Raw genomic sequence first — 17,364 nt, forward strand, 5'->3', positions numbered from 1 at the left:
CTGTTTTCCGCCCCGCATGCCCCACTCCCTCAGGTAGTACCTACCATTTTTTTGATGCATTCAATATTTTGTATTAAAAAAGGACATAGCACAAGTCCACATCGACCTTATGCTATATCCCCTTTCGTTATACTCCATGCTACTATAATAGCACATATAAAAGTCTATTTGTGTCTACTCTTTAGTCACTCTACCTTGCCTATCGTTCCTGCCGCTTTGTCTACATTGTACTCTGCGTACTTCTCTCCGGTGAACAGTTTCTTTGCATCCTGCTCCTCGCCATCTATGTGTTCATATATCATTACATTGATTTTATCTCCCACACTTGTCACACAAGCTGTTGTGTTAAGCGTGTAGTTTACTATTGCATGTACTTCCTGATCACTCTTAAAATACATTTTATAATAATCAAGTATATACTCTTCCACTGATTTCTCTCCAGTAACCTTCGCAAGTCTCGCATTGCCTGTTGCATCGTTTTTCACGTTGTCAGAAAATATTACATCCACCTCATCGATTGTCGCTGACTTCCCTGTTGTTTCAGTTTCTTTTTCTGAGTTGCTTGAAAGAGTTAACGACTCCACCGTCTCCTTTTTATCAGTTGCAGACTTATCATCTCCTGCAGGTTTCTTTGCCATTATCCCTATAATACATATAACAATAATAGCAATTAAAATTACAGCTATCATGCTTCTCCTTTTTTGATTCATACCATCCTCCTTGTATTGTTATTGTAACTTCAACAATACTACCCTATGCTCTATAAAGTCAATACACTTTACTTGTTAGACTCCATATACTTTTGGAGGGTTGCCTGAACCTCATTACACCCAAGCAGCATATCAATCCCTGCATTATAATAGTTATGGCAAGAAGCCTTTGAATAGCTCATTCTCGCAATTATAAATTTCCAGGGTAAGCAATCTATATGTCTATACTCAAGCACACTTCTCTCCACAGAGTCAATCGGTAGGAAGTCCATTACTTCCATCACAGCAAACATTGCCCTCTGGACTTCCACCTGTTGCTTCATAATCCTATCTTCAATCTCTAATGCTCGGACTACATAGTCCTCAGTCTTTGATGTTGTGCATCCTGATTTACCTCCCGGCACAGGTGAATAATTTATCCCCTTTGCTTCCACCATCTCTTCCCTGAAATTTTTCAATCTAACTTCCAGCTGTTTTCTTTTAAGCTTAGCCTTATAATATTGCCCTAGATACTTCTTCATGGCAACAATCAACTCTTTGCTATCAGTTTGCATTAGACACTCCTTTATTGCAAAATCTTTTCCTCAGCATGCACTCTGTGCACATACCCATATATCCTAAACTCTTTAGTACCCTTGCCTGTGGCATTTCAAAACACTTACAGTTGCATACCGGACACCGAACCAGATTCCACCCTTTTCTACCTACTGCCTTCGATCCAATGTTCTTAAGCAGTGGCATTGCATATATTTTATTCTTGCTTTCTGAGGTTTTATTCATCATCACACTCTCTTTCTAAGTTCATCTTTTAGAATTTCTTCAACTTCTTTTACCGAAGTCACAACATACACCCTACCACCTGATCTATTTATCCAGTCAATTGTTTCTCTCTGAATCTTGCTAAGTCTCCCAATAAATGGCCGCTTTACCTCAAATCCATAATACTGCCCCCTTATTATACAAGTTATATCAGGAATACCACTTATTGAGTATGGACCGGCTGCTTCTTTCCAAACAGCGGCACTTGGGAGGTTTTTATTAATCCAATCCATTATCTGCTTTTGGAAATATGATTCTTTTGGCATGTGCTCCCTAATGTAAACTTCGGCTTCATATATGGTCTTTATTTTGTACCTTTGCATTATATAGTCCTTAAGCTCATCATAAGAGTTAAACTTTGTGTAATCTAATTTACCACGAGTATGGTACGCTCTGTGTATTGCAATGTCAGCAGTTGGATCCTTGTATCCTTCTTTATTTCCCATGTTCTCTCCTCATATTAGTATCATAGTCTTGAAATATTTTGCAGTCATAACAACTTTTAGACTTTTCAATACATTCTCTTTTTAATAGCACACATGTCCAAGGCAAATACCGGCTATCATCTTCCTTGACTTCTTCTCTAAGCGTTGCCAATGCTTCCATCACACTCATTGCTCTACCTCCTCTAAATACTTGCTGTAAATTTTATTAATGCCTGTTTTAACATCTTTAGTCAGTTCAACCACTTTATCCACATCATATTCCTTAAAGATTAAATCACTACACTGCTTAATAATCCCTTCATCCTTTTTCTTTTCGACAAACCTGCTTATATCTTCAAGACATTTATATCCCCTTTCGTCTTTAACGATAAGCAAACCCTCTATCAGTATCTCATCTATCAGACTATCTGTTATCTTCTTTATTTCATTTTTTAACTCCATGTAAGATTCTTTATACTTAGTCATTAGATCCTCTTTAGGGACATTTAAATCATTCCTCTTGAGTTTCTCTACAAGCCTTTTGAGTTCATCAATCTGATTTTTTAAATCCATTTTTACTACTCACCTATTTCCTACTACACACCTGCGAAAAATCTTAGGTGTGTAGTAAAAATGGCTCAACTACGCCGTTTGTGGGCTTACTACACACCTACACACCTAATTTTTGACATACACCTTGTTTTTTTTGCAAATTTGGTGACAAGGTTTCACCACTTTCCACTGAAAAATATATTGGTATATAAATGTGTGTATAGGTGTTATAGGTGTGTATAAGTGTTATAAAGCCTTATTTTAAGCCATTCTTACTACACACCTGACTACTCACCTGACTACACACCTAATTTGATTTTAAAATAGGTGTGTAGTAACTTCCGTTATATTCAACATATTTTAATGCTAATATTTTAATATTTTTATGTATTCATACAGTCACCAAATTTGCTCCAATTTCTTAGAATGGTGACATTTTTTGAAATTTGGTGAAACTTTAATTTTGCACAATCTAATCAAATGGAAGTTCCATTTGCTCATTTTCAGGAACTTGATTCCATCCGTCTCCCATTGGATTTCCGTTTTCATCTACTGCCGGCTCACTTTCCTTTACAAGTTTTCCAAGATGAAATTCTACAAATCGACACTGCCTGTTATTGAACCACTTGAATACCGAATTTTTTGTTCCTCCGCTTTTGCTGGTCGTTGTTCCGATCAGGTTTTTATCTGCCAGATATTTCATAGTCTTTCTGGATGAGTATCCTGCCTTTGTAAGTGCTTGAGTGAGCATTGATGGAAATATGTACACTTCCGGTCCTTGTATAAGCCCTAGGCATGTTCCGTATACTCTTTCTCCGAAACTGTCTTTATTTGAGAGAATCCAATCAATAATATATTGTGTGGCATTTTCATTGACATCACCAACATCTGCATCCATTTGCTCTTTTAGGATGTTCCTTGCCATCTCCTTTGCCCTTTCCCATGACTCAGGAGCTATCTGTAATGCTTCAGGATTGTACTTAGCCTCTTTAGTGTCAAATTCTCCGACTTCATATCTGTGAAGCCATTCTGAACCCTCAAACAGCCATGTATCTATAATTGCATCAGTTAGTGCTACTGCAGCTATCCCTGCGATATGTGAACCGCTCTTGCCTTTGCTTAATTGATATACGAATTGCATCATCTCATCATATTTTGATGTTATACTTCGCTCATCCGTATGCATTAACATCCCTATAAACGCCGGACCTGCCCAGCCACAATTTATAGCTGATTGCTGGTGCATCATAGACGCTTCTCTTTCATCATCAAACGGTCCGCCGTATATTTCAAGCACACGGGTGCTAACACCTGTTTGCGAAGTCTCAGTTGAGAGAGGTTCCTCACCTGTAGCAAGTGCCACTGTTCGCCATGTATGCATTGCCTGAATTCCACCCGACTTTGCTCCTCTAATTTTCCCGGTGCCGGATGCTATCATGTAGACTATCTTTTCAAGACTGTTTTGATTATTTCCTGCAAGCTGTCGCTCATCAATGCCAAGTGGCAAATCGCAATAAAAGCTTGCCGTTCTCTCCAGTCCCACTTGTGTGGCATTAAAATTCACCATCAACCTTTCAGGGTCTCCCCATGCTGATAATGCAGCCTTTAAACCTGCAGTCTTTCCACCTTTAGAGCCTCCCCAGTTATATACAAAGAATATTCTCTGTTTAATTATTCTAAGAAGCGGAGCAGTAAAGCCTGCAGCTAAAATAAATCTGAACTTATCTCTCTTCCTGTGTGGTCTCATCATCTCAAGCCAGTCTTTGAATGTACCGTTTTGACAATATGCAGCAGCAAGTACCCTTTGTGATGGATCTATATCAAGTACTATATCTTTATCATGTCCCGGTATAAATCTCTTCCCTTCCTGCCATCCGAATGTAGATGTAGAGTCAGCCTTTCTTATGATGTCTATGTTCTCCGCCTCAAGTGCGGCCAAAAACTTAACCACCTGCTTTGCATTCTCCGAAGTGACCGTACACCCAAGATCTGCAAGTACTGTAATACCTCTTGCCGTGAAGATAGTACTTCTTGAATATATTGCTTTGCGCCATGTACCATCCCTCTTAAAAGCTACCTCCATTTTTTCCTCTCCGGTCTCCATACTTCGCAACCTCTGAGTTAAAATAATCGGTGTCCTACAAACTGTAACAGGTGTAAATTTCTTCTCATCAATCTTACTTATACCCTTATCTGAATAAATCCACCCTTCAGGTTGCCTTAAATTTACAGGTGCTCCCGGTAAAGCTTCAGGAATTGACTCTTCATCTATATCTATAGCTTGGGCATTGCTGATGGCTGATTTTATCTTTTCGGCAGCTTCTTCCTTGCCATACTTGATATACACATCTGAAGGATCTTTGCACCCGAAGTTTTTACAACTCCACTTGTATACTTGTCCGATAAACTTGCCATCTCTTAGTGCGGTAGTAACTTTATGAAGAAATGTTTCACCACCTTTATCCGGTTCAACATGTATATACACTTTTAAATCCTGCAGAGTGGTTGCCCACTCTTTTCTCATCATAGAGGCTCCCGGGACTCCAAGTGTACTTATTCCCATGTACCACATACTCTGACTGTCTGATTCACCTTCAACTAAGACAACATATCCGGCATTGCGGATTTGCTCCAGCTTCCATTCGCCATACAGACAGATGTCTTTACCAGCTCCATACTTCCATCTGAATTGTTTGTTTCCATACCTTTTCCTATAGGTCACTTCATCAGAGTTTTCATTGAAGTATGGAATATATAAATATTGGACTCCCTGCTTGTCCCTCTTTGTCTGTAGACAACACTGTTCTTTCAGGAACTCTTCAGGGAGCCTCTTTTCAAGTACATACTGTGCTACGCTATATGATAACAGGCTCCCCTCAGGCTTCTTATATTCTTCAGGCTTGTAAGCTCCATATTGCTTTAATATGGCTTTATAAGCTTCTTTAGTATCGATACCGTTCAGCTCTGCATAAAATGATGTAAAATTTCCGCCTCTATCTTCAGCATGACATTTCCAACAACCTGTTTTTAGGTCTACTGAAAAAGAATTATTTTTGTCATCATGAAATGGACACAGACCTGTCAGATTATCTCCGGAGATTTTGTATTTTGGGATAATGCGAGAATATTCAGTTTTATAATCGACCAAGTGATCAATATCCACTTCATCTGCACGCATATCAAATCTCCAATCTTTGCTCTACAATCCTTCTTGCCTCTTCTTTTGTATAGTTCTTATGACTACCTTCAAATCCAAGTATGCCTGTCATATATTTAATTTCTTCATCCATGCCTTCACTGATTTCTTCATCTACTGTAAGCACAAAGAAAGAACTACACATCTCCATCATCTTTTTGCCGGCTTCCAGTCCAAAATCTCTCTCAAATTCATCATTATCATTTAAAAATCTGGTAAAGTATAAATGTGGTGCTATCGGTATTGCCCCCATCTGTATAACTCTCTCACAAGCGTATTTAGCAAGTTCAATATTTTGCAGTCTCTCCTCTGATGTCTTTGCTCTATATCTTGAGCAAACATAAACAAACGGCATCAGTGCAGGATTCTTATTCTCTATATGTCCCTTTTCACACTGGCCTACATATCTCCAAGGTGCATATTTATTCATTTTTGCTATGGTATCATAAAGTCCAACATCTCCGATTATTGCTGCGACATAATCTATTTGAAATATATCATCTTTCTGAAAAGTTGAATTATTCGAAAAATGGCAAAATGTTTCAGGATCTATAATTTCTCCTACTTGAATACATTCTCTTTGTTTTAAGTAATCAAAACTTCCATATAATGGCTTCATAGTTCCTCCTTTTAATTAAACGGCAGTCCCTCATCATTCACATCATCAGGTATACTCATCCATCCTTCTTCATCCATGCCTTGGTAGTTGTCACTTTTTGCAGGTTTAGACTTACTATTATTGCCTGCTGTGGCAGATTTACTTTCGGCAAATTCAACAGACTCTGCGACCACATCAGTTGTATAAACTGTTTGACCTTCTTTGTTTGTATATTTGCCTGTCTGGATTCGTCCTTCAATTACTATCTTCATTCCCTGCCTGAAATATTTTTCAATAAATTCTGCAGTTTTCCCCCAGGCGATTACTCGGGGAAAGTCTGCATCCTGCTGTCCTTCCTGCTTATACTTTCTATCTACCGCTATACTAAAGCTCGCACAGCATTTATCATTTGTTGTGTACCTTATTTCAGGATCACGTACAAATCTTCCGATAAGTATTACTTTATTCACTCTTATCCTCCTTTTGTTCCTCTGCTACTGCTTTGAATTGATCCATCTCACTTAAAGCCTGTTTTAAGAACTCAAGGTCTTTATTGTTCTTATGATTTCCACCAAATTTATCCTTATACCACTTCATCATCTCTTTATTCTTTGAACCGCCAAGTTCCGTTGCCTTTTCTGTAATCTCATCATGTATCTTCTTTACTTCTTCTGCCCTCTGTGCCGGAGACTTAACCGGATCGCCGTCATTTGCCCAGTCATAGAGTGCCTCTCCGGACTTCTCATCAAGCACTTGGATCTTACCTTCAAATATGTGAGTGTTATCTTTTACTGCCTCTGCAAGGTGAGTGTCCTGATCAATCATCCATGTGACCATATATTCGTACTCAATATCCTTGTCTTGTTGTGCTCCCACGCCAACCTTTCTTGGTGCCATCTTTCCACGGCTGTTTGCTTCAAGCACATATTCATCCTTGCCCCTTGCCGTCACTATGATATGTGCCGGTGCAAGTAGGATTTTCTCAATAATCTTCTTATTTTCTTTTTTATATTTTCCCCATGCCTGGAATGTATTATCACCCTTAGTGGTAACCTGTACCTGGTCCTGCACCCAGTTCCACAGGTGCGTCATAGAATCTATAATAATAACCTTGTATCCTGCATCTAAGAATGCATCTATAGCAGCAATGTAATAATCAGGACTGTACTCTTCAAGACTGATAAGATCATAGTCAAACTCATTTGCATAGAGCTTATCTCTCATTCCCTCTGTACCTATGTACCCTATCTTTGTTCCTTCACCTACCCTGCCTGCAATTCCTGTTGCCAGCCTAAGTGCTGAGTAAGATTTACCACTTCCTGAAGGTCCGCTGACTAATACCTTGACACAAATTTGTTCTTTTTTTGCTTTTGTAATTGTAAAATTAATTTTTGCCATTTTATTTCTCCTCTACATCTTCAAAATCTTCTTTGTCCGACTCCATTTCATCTATGTACTGCTCTAATGGCGATTTTTCTTTATCATACAAATCAGCAAGTATCCTCTTACACTGTGCAGCAAACTCCATTGCAGCCACTCCCATGTCAATGGCTGAATTATACAGTGAGCTAACAGTATTTAGAGCATTTTTATCTTCTACCGGCAAAAGCTTAAGGAAGTCATCCATATCAGTTTTTACGCTTTTAAAAGCTTTCTGCATTATGATATAGTGTTCTGCAGATATACCGTATCCCTCATGCCTGTTTTTAACCTCTGAAAGAACTATATTTTCCTGTATTTGCTCAAGAGTTCTATTGGCCACTTCCTGCATGTTCTCTTTCAGATTATCTTTCCACTCAAAGTAGTTATCCATTAATTGTTCCCTCCTGACCTGTAATCTTTTCTAAAACCTTTGGGAAAAAGTTAGCATACTCTGTAGTAGAAAAGAAACTTTGTGCTATTATTTCATTCCCTTCACTGAGTTCTAAATATTTCTTATACACTTGCACAGCATTCTCTAACCTTATAGCTTCATCTTTAGCTTTATCTATAGCTTCATTAATATCATTAATAATTGCATTTCTTTGATCCCATTTTGATTTATATTCAGCCTTTACATTACGGTTGTATTTTCTCAAATCATTAATATTTTTCAAAGTTAACCTAATACTATAGTATGCTTCCTCTGTGTATGCCTTTTCCTCTGTAATTCTATTATTCTGTCTTACATTTCTTTCTGTCACATATTTGTAATTTGGATTTCCTACGTAGCATTCATAATCTGTTCTAACACAAGATTTTAAATTATTTACAACCTTTAAAAATTCCTTTGCTTCAGTTTCATCTTCAAATAAAAATCCTGCTACCTGGTACAAAAGTATTTCAGCTTCAGGAATAGATGGAAGTTCCTTATATTTCGGTGTCTCAATCGAAAGTGGTACACCTTCATTCATACATTCAAAATCAATCAACTTATTATATTCTTCCTTTGTAAGGTTTATAAGCTCATCATTTGTATATTCGCTAAGTCTTTTCATTATATTTCCTCCTGTGCTTTCTTTGCTCTGCTTAGTGCCTTTGTATTTGCCTTTCGCTTTGAAACTTTTAATTGAGAGTAAACACTTAAACACTCCGCAAGTCCTTCAGGAAGCACTCCTATTTCTTCTACAAGATTGTTCATTGCGGAATTCAATGTTCTTGAATCCACCCTTTCCACAATGAGATCCCCGAATCCCTCCTCACGAAGCACCTCGAAGAAGTCCAGTCCCTTTTCCATGAGCTTATCCTCTCCGATTTTTGAGTAGATGGTCTTTTCCTGCAAGCTATATTTGAATCCGTCTACTGTGGTATCAGGCTTTTCCTCATCTACCATTTGCTGTGCAATTTCCTGCTCCAGAGCATCTAAAGTTTTATTGTTTTCTTTCGTCTGCTCCGCCAGTTCGTCTTTCTTATCAAGCAGCTCTTTGTACTCTCTTACCTTGTCATCAAGTGTCATTACTGTTTCCATTATTTGCTCCTTTTTTCTGATTTATAATTCATTTCCCCATTGATCCCAACCGTTACGCTCAGTCCTTGCGAAAAGCTCCAGCTTCTTTGCCTGTGGAAAGAATGTTTCCAATATCTGATAGGCACAATCTGGCTTTTGGCTGTGATTCCGCTTACTGTTCTCTCTGAGTACCGTGGAAAATGCCCCACGCTTGTCCCTGTCTGGAAGTATAATATTCCCATTCTTATAAAACCAGAGTAGATACTCATGTGCGAAACGTACTGTGTAGGCAGGCGCTGGTCCGTTCCCTTTATCCCATATAAGTCTTGCATGAAGTTTATAGCCAAGAAGATCCATGATTTCCTCTGTCTGCGGGAGGTATTTGTCTATCGTCCACATGAATACATTGTGCTTTTCATTCATCAGTTCATTTGCAACATAGTTATGAATTTCCATAATCCCTGGTATGTCCATTGTTCTATATGGAACTACCATTCCAGTACTGTTTGGTCTTGCTCTCTTCTTTCCGCCCCTGCCTTGTTGCCATGGTGGATCTGTGTATAGGATATCGTATTTATTTCCCGAATTAAAAATATCAATCTTTGCCATTAAAAGTAATTCCTCCACTCATCGACTATGGTCTTTGCCAAGTCCTCTTTTTTCGCCAGCGCTTTTAAGATAGTTTCATCAACTGTTCCCTCTGTGATGAGGTGTATGTAAGTGCAAACATTCTTCTGCCCGATACGGTGAATTCTTGCCAAGCTCTGGGAGTATGCTGCATAGTTGAAATTCACAGAGTAGTACACACAGGTGTCTGCTGCAGTTAGCGTAATGCCAAGTCCTGCGGTGTCAATCTGTGCAAGGAATACTTTTGTATCCTCATTTGTCTGAAAATCCTTGACGATGTCGCCCCTGTCTTCCAACTTCACATCTCCATAGATTTCTCCGTAGCGGATTTTCTTCTTTTTCAGCATTTGACCGATTAGATCAATCTCCGGTCTAAACCTTGCAAAGATTACAAGCTTCTTGCCTGCATCAACCACATAGTCATCTATGATTTCTTCTAAAGCATTAAGCTTTCCTTTGCTTACAAGTTCTGCCTTTTCCGATCCGTCAGCTACCAAAAAACCACCTGTGAACTGCTGTAATCTTAGGAGCTTAGTGAGTACAGTTGTAACTGTAACCTTTCCACCACCATCCAGCTCTGCGAAACTCTCACGCTTTATCTTGCTATAGATGTTTTTCTCTTTCGGAGTCAAAGTTATTCTTCTCTCAAGGAATGTTTGCTCCGGTAAATCCAGAGCTTCTTCTTTTGTAACTCTGTATGCGATTGAGTGCTCCTTCTGTATAAGTTGGTCGAGGTCTCTATATCCCACTATTTGATGTCTGTTAAAGCCACCCATAATTGCATACCTATTTCTAAATTGATAGAAGTTCGTACCAAATATTGTCGGATCTAGGAACCTGTACTGGCTGTACAAATCAATAGCATTATTTTGCACCGGAGTTCCTGAAAGAATAAGCTTATATCGTGCCTGATCTCCCAACTTATGGATTGCTTTTGACTGCTCCGCATCATGAGTCTTTATTCTTTGACTCTCGTCACATATAATCATGTCGGCATCCCAGTTGTATAACGCCTCAAATATATCTTCTCTCCATGTACTTTCATAATTAATCACGGCAACCTTTAATGCTTTAAAAGGAAAGCTGTTCAGGTCAGAGAGTGCCTTAATTCTTTTATCCTTATCTCCTAAAAGAACTTTTACTATTGACTTAAAGTCTGCGTATTCGTCAAACTCCTTAGGCCACACACTGCAGACAGATGTAGGTGCTATAATCAATACTTTTTCTATTTTTTCAAGTTTATAAGCTGTCCCCAGCGTAGCTATAGCCGTGAGTGTTTTTCCACATCCCATTTCAAACAGGAATCCGAATCCTTTATTTTGTATGCCCATCTATACTCCCTTTTTTATAGTTTCATATAATGGTTTGCCCAAGTAAGCATCCATGCTTTGGCTCATATATACTACTTTTTTCAGTCGCTTTTCATCAGGACCGTACTTCGGATTAAATCCGAACAGATTTACATATCTATCCAAGTCTTCTTTTTCTTCATACATACACCTTGTCACTTCAATAAGTGCCCTGCAATCATCTATCGCTCTATGGCTATTTTTAACTTTATTAATCAGGTGATACTGTACTATTGCTGACTCTAATCTGTGCGGATATTGCCTGCGATCCTTATAAACTGTAAAAGTATCAAGATAGTCACAATCATTAAATATCTGCATCCAGTCTCTATTTTTGTTTCTATGAATTGCATAAACAATAAATTTAAGATCAAACTGGGCATTATGTGCTATTAAAAGAGTTTTTCCGTTATATTGAATCATGTTTACAAATTCATGAATTACATCTTTCTCATCTCTGCCCTTTGACAAAGTTTCATTAGTTATTCCCGTCAATTCCGTAATATTTGCAGGAAGCTCAGGCTTTTTGAAAAGTTTGATGAATTCATCCATCTCTTGTTGCCTTCCATGCTTATCAATACTTATGGCTGCTAGTTCTATTACCTGATCCAAACTTTCAGGATTAAATCCTGTTGTTTCTGTGTCAAAAAATATAATTTGATTGTATTTTTCAAATAATTTCTCAAACATTACTATTCTCCTATGCCTTATATTTCTTTGTATACCTTAAGAAAATGTGTTTTGAAATATTCAAGTTTATTTTTTAAATCCTCATATTCATTCTTTTTCTTCTGAATTCCCATTGGTTTTGTTGGTTTTAACATACTTTAATCTCCAATTCTAAGCATATTCTCATTTTCGTAAATATTTCCTAAAATTTCGAAACCATCTTCAAATTGTGATAAAAAAGGATAGTAAGAGCTGTCTTCTTGTGGTTCTATTTCGTCAAGAACAAAAGCCGCTTTTTCAAAGCAATACTTTACAACACCAATGCAATCTTTAAACCCGACTGCTTTCACGATATCACCTTCATAAATTGCTTTTCCATTTTTATCTTTTAATCCTGTAAATTGCATTAGTCTAAACCTATCATTTTCATACCAATCGCAATCATATTTAATTCTTTCATTTTCAAAGTCGATTAAATCCGGTGTGTCTATAAAACCTAATCCTGTTTCTTTCACTTCTTCCAACAAATCAGGATTTCTTAAATCCTCAGTTGTATAACCGTATGGTATATATGCTCTAAATTTCTTTTTCACTTCGCTTTACCCTCTTTCTTTTAAAAATTCATCCAAAGCACTTTAGCGATTCCGCGCATCACAAACTCTGCGCACGGAAGCGCTATTCCGTTTCCCCACATCTTATATTTGGCTGAATCACTTTCAGGATCTTGCAGCCACTTTCTAATTTGATTGTCAGTCTTTTCCTTTTTATTTTCTCCAAGTGCTTCTGCATGTTCCTTGAATACCATTCGCCAGTAGAGGATATCGTCCTCCGTAGGCTCTGCTATGGCAAGATTGTCAGTCCAACCATCCGGAAATCCTTGAAGTCTTCCGCATTCTGTCGGTGTCAGCCTGCGTACTATGTAATCATTTATAATCGTCTGCTGGTTTTCTCCCGGCTTTGCTCTGATCGTACCTGTCTTCCCATCTTCATAATAATGTCCACCCACTCTGGAAACTGTTCCGGGTTCAAATACCACAACTAAATCTGTAGCATATGTCTCATGTGCGACTGCACCTGGACCCTTTGCAACTATTGTTTGTGCAATATCTTCTGCAATGCCTATGTTGTACTTCGCATTTATACCCTGATTAAATGCCGCTCTGTCGATTGAATAAGCAATTGAATGTCTATCAGCTGTGGTTGAGGTATAGGCAGGATCATCTTCGTCTCCTACTCCAAAGCCGTTTGCTGTTTTTTGGCTCTTATACCTTGAAACTTTATCCATTATAGGGATGACAACTCCTATGGTTGCTTGCCCTGTATTTGAATTTCCTTGTGTCAAACAAGGTGAAATCTTCATACTAATTGGGTCTTGAGTAATATGAAACGCTCTTATACTATTGTTTAAGCGTTCATCATTTGCTCCATCTGATTTATAAGAGCTGTCTTCAGCACCTGTGGCAGTATCTTTCCTTTCCTTGCTGCTCTCTTCAATATTCCCTCGCAAGCTATTTTGCTCAAATAATATTTGTGGTGCGGATTCGCCTCCAAAATCTGCGACAAGGTAGATTCTTTTTCTTCGTTGGGGGACTCCCCAATATTGAGCATCAAGTGTTCTCCAAGCCACCGAGTACCCATCTCCCATGATGGCTCCTTGTCCACTCCACTTTTTTTTCGAAGGTCTAGGAATAGAAACTTCTGCATCTGCGACTCTACAGATTTCTTCAAGGACGCATCTGAAGTCTTCTCCTTTGTTGCTTGAGAATGCCCCCGGGACATTCTCCCAGACCATATATCTTGGTCTGACTTCAATTCCTCTTCTTCCTGATGCCCTATCACTTTCTCTCATCTCCTTTACTATTCTTATCTGCTCTCTGAACAAATTACTTTGTGATCCATCCAGTCCTTCACGCTTTCCGGCTATACTCATATCTTGGCAAGGTGATCCACCTGTTATAATGTCCACTTTAGGGATTGACCTGCCGTTTATTTTCTTGATATCTCCTAAGTGTTTCATATCTGGGAAGTGTGTAGTTGTAACAAGTATTGGAAACGGTTCTATTTCGCTTGCCCATACAGGAATGATACCTGACATTTGCCCAGCCAATTCAAAGCCACCGCTTCCACTGAAGAGAGATCCCATTGTTATTTTACTTTCCATTTTTTCTCCTCTTTTGTGGAACCGGAACACTATCCCATATAAGTTTCTTTCCACACCAGTGGCAGTATGCATGATTAATCCTTGCTCTTCTACCACATTGCGGACAAACACATATACTCATACCACGATGTATCACCTTAGCTCCTACTTCATACCTCTGTACAAGCAGTGCCGCCTGCTCCGTGGCTTTTTCGTAATCATCAATGATTCCTATTGCTTCCTGTAGTGCTTTTTTATCCTTACTCCAAATCTCATCACCACCTGCCTTAGCCATCTCTGATACATGAATATATAAGTTATCTAACTGACTTATAATTTTTTGGTAGTTCTTACTCTTTTTCATGTATTATTCTCCTTTAAGTTGTATTGGATTGGTGGCTCTACAAACCCCAGCACCATTAGTGCCATGTTGTAGCCTCTAATTTGATGCTTAAATGGTGATACTTTGATTGGTGGTTTTATTATCGGTACAGGATTCTCATTTACTCTTTCCTTGTCGACTGCTGCCATTATTCTATTGAGTCTCTTACGCTCAGCCTCTATACTTACCGGTAAATTCACAAGACCTGCCAGTTTATTAAGTAGCTCAATGTCTACAACTCCACTTAGTGTCTGACTCACCCTACTCCATTTCATTTTTCCCCAGCTTTTTATAATTTGGAATTGGACATTGTCAGCCTCTTTTATTAATATCTGGCCATCTTTTAATGCCATCTTCAAGTCTTATCACCTCCAGTTTTTGGTATGATGCATACACATCTAATCTGTTTCTTTGTGGTTGGATCCGGAACGGATAAAGTATAATTAATCTTTCCTTTGTCTGTTCCACTTCTTATTTCCTTCTCTACTTTAAAATCATCCTTACTACTTGCTCAGGTGTGAAGTTAAGCTTCTCCGCTATTGCTCTTAACTCAAACAACTTCAAATCCCCCGGCTTATCTTTTCGCCTTTTTACTGTTTTTTCACATGTTCCGAGTAATTTTGCGATGTTTGCAGGCGTAAGACCTTTAAGCTCTAACCCCGCCTTATATGCCGCCCTGTATTCTCTATCCATCATCTCAGTGGCGGATGGTGTAAGTCTTGGCATACAATCCTCCTTATCTTTTCTACTTAGTCACTAAATGTATTACTATTGCTATCGTGGCTATGTTTAGCGCAACCAGTCCCCATACTATACTTTTAAGCTGCGTAACTCTTTCTCTTAATCTACCGACTTCACCTTTTAGTGGTTCTGTCTTTTTCCTGTTTATATCTATAAGTTCAATTTTTCCTTTATGCTCTCCATACGGTCCCAAATATGGTATAACTACTCCTGCCATCACTTCTCACCTCCTTCTTCTTTCTCCCCAAAATTAAGCCTAAGTTCCTCCTGAAGTTCTAACCATTCAATGTATTGGATGCCTTTTAACATTTCTGCATATTTTTCTACTCTTTTTATATTCATAAGGTTCTCCTATTTACTTTCCCTGTAATCTTTCCTAAACTATCCTTACAAGCTATTGCCGTAGCTGAGTAATTAGAAAGGAGGGATATGAGTATGTACACTTTTGTTTTCTATTATGAGAATGGTATAACTAATTTATTTGAACATATCGAGCGAGTCTCTTTTATAGACGGTCCAGAACTCACTGGTCAGCAGATACTTGACTATAGGTATCGCTTGAGCACTGAATACCATCTATATTCAAAAGATTCATCATTTACCGTTGGGTATAGAAATCTTGTATATGTAGAAATACATAAAGAAGACTAACTGCTTAGTCCAACCCTGACCGTAACCTCTAACACTTCGTCAGGGTTGGACTTTCTTAACTTCTTAACTGCTTCCACTATTCTCTCTATGTCTGAGATATAGCTTGTTACTATTTCTATCTTTATCGGTTTCGCTGTCATACTTCCTCCTAACCTACCTTTTCTTCTAACTGCTTCCCTAAGAAAAGATTTACAAAGTACACTTGTCCTTTTCCTGTTACCTTTGTGGTCTTTGTAACTCTTACACTTCCGTCAGGATTATTTATCGTGCTTTCCTTTACCTCAAATAGACCTAATTCCATAGCCTTTTGTGTAGGTAAGTTCTTACTGCTTCCGGATTTCATTAAGAAGCCTCTTAGCCTTAATTCCTCAAATAGTTTCTTCTGCCCTGTGTCATATCCATTCTGCTTTAAAAGCTTTGCAAGGTCTCCGATAAGTATTGATGTATCACTTGCTGATACCGACCTAGCAAAGAGGACTAAAGGCTGCATTTGCTTATTTTCAGCTTCTAAAGCTTTCCTTGCTTCCCTCTCTTCTTTTAGTGCCTTGAAAGCGGCTATAGCTATGTCATGGTTATCCAGTAGCTCTTCTTTAGCATATAGCCCTTGTTTTCGGATAGATGGAAGAACTTCGGATGTAACCCATCTCTTAAAGGCTTTTGCGGTTGAAAGCTTACTTGATAAGATTAAGCTGTATAAGCCACTTTCGTTAATAAGCCACCCACCTCTCTGCCCTAACTCAAGGTCAATTTGTCCCTGAGTTTTTGAATTCATTCGGTCTTCCTCATCAACATGGTCTAATACAGCATGTGCTAAATCTACATACCCTAACACCTCTGCCACATCTTTCCCCACAAACCAAGGCTCACCGCCAATTTCTACAGTTCGTATTTCTCCAAACTCACTGTTTTTAAAAATCTTTAATTCGTTCAATAAAATCACCTCCTTTTTAAACTGCCTCTTTTTCTTCCTGCTTTCGCTTTAGGTCCTCTGACATATTGCAAAAACTCATTCCGTCAGCCACACCCATAAGATACTTTTTTGCACCGTCATCCAACTTTTCAATAATGTCGATTAAGTTAATGAGTGCTGACTTATCTTCTTTACTAAGTGCCATGTTCTTACCTCCTATCTGAAAAATATTAAATACAATCCTGTTACAATAACCGCTAATCTAAGCACATTTAGAATCAACTTTGCTATTTTCATCTTATTGCCCTTGCAATGAAGAAATGATATAATTCAGTCAGGTCTGAGGCTTTCGCCCCATTCCTAACTTTTATTTTTTTATTTGATACTTTGAAGTATCATGTGTATTACTGATATTAGAGTTCCAATCTCTAATGCCAGCCTGATGAGCTTTCCGGTTAAGACGGTGAGCTCATCAATGATTTTGTACCATTTCTTCATTACTTTTCTCCTTTCTGTATCTTATATACACATTATAGTATCTTTAAGACTCTTTGTCAATACTTTTAGTTTCTTTTTTCAACTTTTTTCTTGACTTTTTTCCACTTTCATTTTATACTTCAATCATGGAGGTAATTAATATGGTAAAAAAAATATCATTACTTTTATTTG

The 17,364-nt window shown here is 38.2% G+C and carries 26 protein-coding genes; all 26 read right to left on the reverse strand.

Annotated elements, in window-relative coordinates:
- Positions 1-185: 185 nt before the first annotated feature.
- The gene (locus J4O15_RS03840) at positions 186-710 is read right to left on the reverse strand and encodes a hypothetical protein (RefSeq protein ID WP_208099768.1); all 525 of its coding nucleotides are present in this window, start codon (positions 708-710) and stop codon (positions 186-188) included.
- A gap of 68 nt (positions 711-778) precedes the next feature.
- Positions 779-1,264 (reverse strand): hypothetical protein, encoded by a 486-nt coding sequence (locus tag J4O15_RS03845; protein WP_208099769.1) that lies wholly within the window; start codon positions 1,262-1,264, stop codon positions 779-781.
- Between the two features lie 228 nt (positions 1,265-1,492).
- The gene (locus J4O15_RS03850) at positions 1,493-1,975 is read right to left on the reverse strand and encodes a VRR-NUC domain-containing protein (protein WP_208099770.1); all 483 of its coding nucleotides are present in this window, start codon (positions 1,973-1,975) and stop codon (positions 1,493-1,495) included.
- A complete protein-coding gene (locus tag J4O15_RS03855; RefSeq protein WP_208099771.1) occupies positions 1,965-2,144 on the reverse strand; it encodes a hypothetical protein in 180 nt (59 codons plus the stop codon). Before J4O15_RS03855 ends, J4O15_RS03850 begins: the two co-directional genes overlap by 11 nt.
- Entirely contained in the window at positions 2,141-2,527 is a 387-nt protein-coding gene (locus J4O15_RS03860; RefSeq protein WP_208099772.1) for a hypothetical protein, read from the reverse strand. Before J4O15_RS03860 ends, J4O15_RS03855 begins: the two co-directional genes overlap by 4 nt.
- 451 nt (positions 2,528-2,978) lie before the next feature.
- Positions 2,979-5,684 carry a DUF927 domain-containing protein gene (locus tag J4O15_RS03865; RefSeq protein ID WP_208099773.1) on the reverse strand — a complete coding sequence of 902 codons (2,706 nt, stop codon included), beginning with the start codon at positions 5,682-5,684 and terminating at the stop codon, positions 2,979-2,981.
- Between the two features lies 1 nt (position 5,685).
- Entirely contained in the window at positions 5,686-6,321 is a 636-nt protein-coding gene (locus tag J4O15_RS03870) for a DUF7768 domain-containing protein (RefSeq protein WP_208099774.1), read from the reverse strand.
- An 11-nt stretch (positions 6,322-6,332) separates the two neighbouring features.
- The gene (locus J4O15_RS03875) at positions 6,333-6,770 is read right to left on the reverse strand and encodes a single-stranded DNA-binding protein (RefSeq protein WP_208099775.1); all 438 of its coding nucleotides are present in this window, start codon (positions 6,768-6,770) and stop codon (positions 6,333-6,335) included.
- Positions 6,763-7,698, reverse strand: a complete 936-nt coding sequence (locus J4O15_RS03880; protein WP_208099776.1) for an AAA family ATPase — start codon at positions 7,696-7,698, stop codon at positions 6,763-6,765. Before J4O15_RS03880 ends, J4O15_RS03875 begins: the two co-directional genes overlap by 8 nt.
- A 1-nt stretch (position 7,699) precedes the next feature.
- The gene (locus J4O15_RS03885; protein ID WP_208099777.1) at positions 7,700-8,113 is read right to left on the reverse strand and encodes a hypothetical protein; all 414 of its coding nucleotides are present in this window, start codon (positions 8,111-8,113) and stop codon (positions 7,700-7,702) included.
- Positions 8,106-8,777, reverse strand: coding sequence for a hypothetical protein (locus J4O15_RS03890; RefSeq protein WP_208099778.1), 672 nt, complete (start codon positions 8,775-8,777; stop codon positions 8,106-8,108). Before J4O15_RS03890 ends, J4O15_RS03885 begins: the two co-directional genes overlap by 8 nt.
- A complete protein-coding gene (locus J4O15_RS03895; protein ID WP_208099779.1) occupies positions 8,777-9,247 on the reverse strand; it encodes a gp33 family protein in 471 nt (156 codons plus the stop codon). Before J4O15_RS03895 ends, J4O15_RS03890 begins: the two co-directional genes overlap by 1 nt.
- A gap of 21 nt (positions 9,248-9,268) precedes the next feature.
- Complete coding sequence (locus tag J4O15_RS03900) at positions 9,269-9,835, reverse strand: MT-A70 family methyltransferase (protein ID WP_208099780.1); 567 nt, start codon at positions 9,833-9,835, stop codon at positions 9,269-9,271.
- The gene (locus J4O15_RS03905; RefSeq protein ID WP_208099781.1) at positions 9,835-11,184 is read right to left on the reverse strand and encodes a DEAD/DEAH box helicase; all 1,350 of its coding nucleotides are present in this window, start codon (positions 11,182-11,184) and stop codon (positions 9,835-9,837) included. The genes J4O15_RS03900 and J4O15_RS03905 overlap by 1 nt, the downstream gene beginning before the upstream one ends.
- Positions 11,185-11,892, reverse strand: coding sequence for a 3'-5' exonuclease (locus tag J4O15_RS03910; protein ID WP_208099782.1), 708 nt, complete (start codon positions 11,890-11,892; stop codon positions 11,185-11,187).
- Between the two features lie 137 nt (positions 11,893-12,029).
- Positions 12,030-12,464: a YopX family protein gene (locus J4O15_RS03915; protein ID WP_208099783.1), complete on the reverse strand. Its 435-nt coding sequence runs from the start codon at positions 12,462-12,464 to the stop codon at positions 12,030-12,032.
- A 20-nt stretch (positions 12,465-12,484) separates the two neighbouring features.
- On the reverse strand, positions 12,485-14,032 hold the full coding sequence (locus tag J4O15_RS03920) for a DNA cytosine methyltransferase (RefSeq protein WP_208099784.1): 1,548 nt from the start codon (positions 14,030-14,032) through the stop codon (positions 12,485-12,487).
- Positions 14,022-14,375: a zinc ribbon domain-containing protein gene (locus tag J4O15_RS03925; protein WP_208099785.1), complete on the reverse strand. Its 354-nt coding sequence runs from the start codon at positions 14,373-14,375 to the stop codon at positions 14,022-14,024. The genes J4O15_RS03920 and J4O15_RS03925 overlap by 11 nt, the downstream gene beginning before the upstream one ends.
- A complete protein-coding gene (locus tag J4O15_RS03930) occupies positions 14,372-14,746 on the reverse strand; it encodes a hypothetical protein (protein WP_208099786.1) in 375 nt (124 codons plus the stop codon). Before J4O15_RS03930 ends, J4O15_RS03925 begins: the two co-directional genes overlap by 4 nt.
- A 130-nt stretch (positions 14,747-14,876) precedes the next feature.
- Complete coding sequence (locus J4O15_RS03935) at positions 14,877-15,119, reverse strand: hypothetical protein (protein WP_008750131.1); 243 nt, start codon at positions 15,117-15,119, stop codon at positions 14,877-14,879.
- A gap of 19 nt (positions 15,120-15,138) precedes the next feature.
- Positions 15,139-15,351 (reverse strand): hypothetical protein, encoded by a 213-nt coding sequence (locus J4O15_RS03940; protein WP_208099787.1) that lies wholly within the window; start codon positions 15,349-15,351, stop codon positions 15,139-15,141.
- Positions 15,351-15,476, reverse strand: a complete 126-nt coding sequence (locus tag J4O15_RS16120) for a hypothetical protein (RefSeq protein WP_279545301.1) — start codon at positions 15,474-15,476, stop codon at positions 15,351-15,353. Before J4O15_RS16120 ends, J4O15_RS03940 begins: the two co-directional genes overlap by 1 nt.
- A 305-nt stretch (positions 15,477-15,781) precedes the next feature.
- On the reverse strand, positions 15,782-15,925 hold the full coding sequence (locus tag J4O15_RS03945) for a hypothetical protein (RefSeq protein ID WP_208099788.1): 144 nt from the start codon (positions 15,923-15,925) through the stop codon (positions 15,782-15,784).
- 8 nt (positions 15,926-15,933) lie between these two features.
- Positions 15,934-16,725 carry a phage antirepressor KilAC domain-containing protein gene (locus tag J4O15_RS03950; protein ID WP_334299460.1) on the reverse strand — a complete coding sequence of 264 codons (792 nt, stop codon included), beginning with the start codon at positions 16,723-16,725 and terminating at the stop codon, positions 15,934-15,936.
- Positions 16,726-16,732: 7 nt separating this feature from the next.
- A complete protein-coding gene (locus tag J4O15_RS03955) occupies positions 16,733-16,900 on the reverse strand; it encodes a hypothetical protein (protein WP_208099790.1) in 168 nt (55 codons plus the stop codon).
- A 170-nt stretch (positions 16,901-17,070) separates the two neighbouring features.
- Complete coding sequence (locus J4O15_RS16125; RefSeq protein WP_008750124.1) at positions 17,071-17,193, reverse strand: hypothetical protein; 123 nt, start codon at positions 17,191-17,193, stop codon at positions 17,071-17,073.
- Between the last annotated feature and the right edge of the window lie 171 nt (positions 17,194-17,364).

Source organism: Lachnoanaerobaculum sp. Marseille-Q4761 (assembly GCF_017565785.1).
Taxonomy (GTDB): Bacteria; Bacillota; Clostridia; order Lachnospirales; family Lachnospiraceae; genus Lachnoanaerobaculum.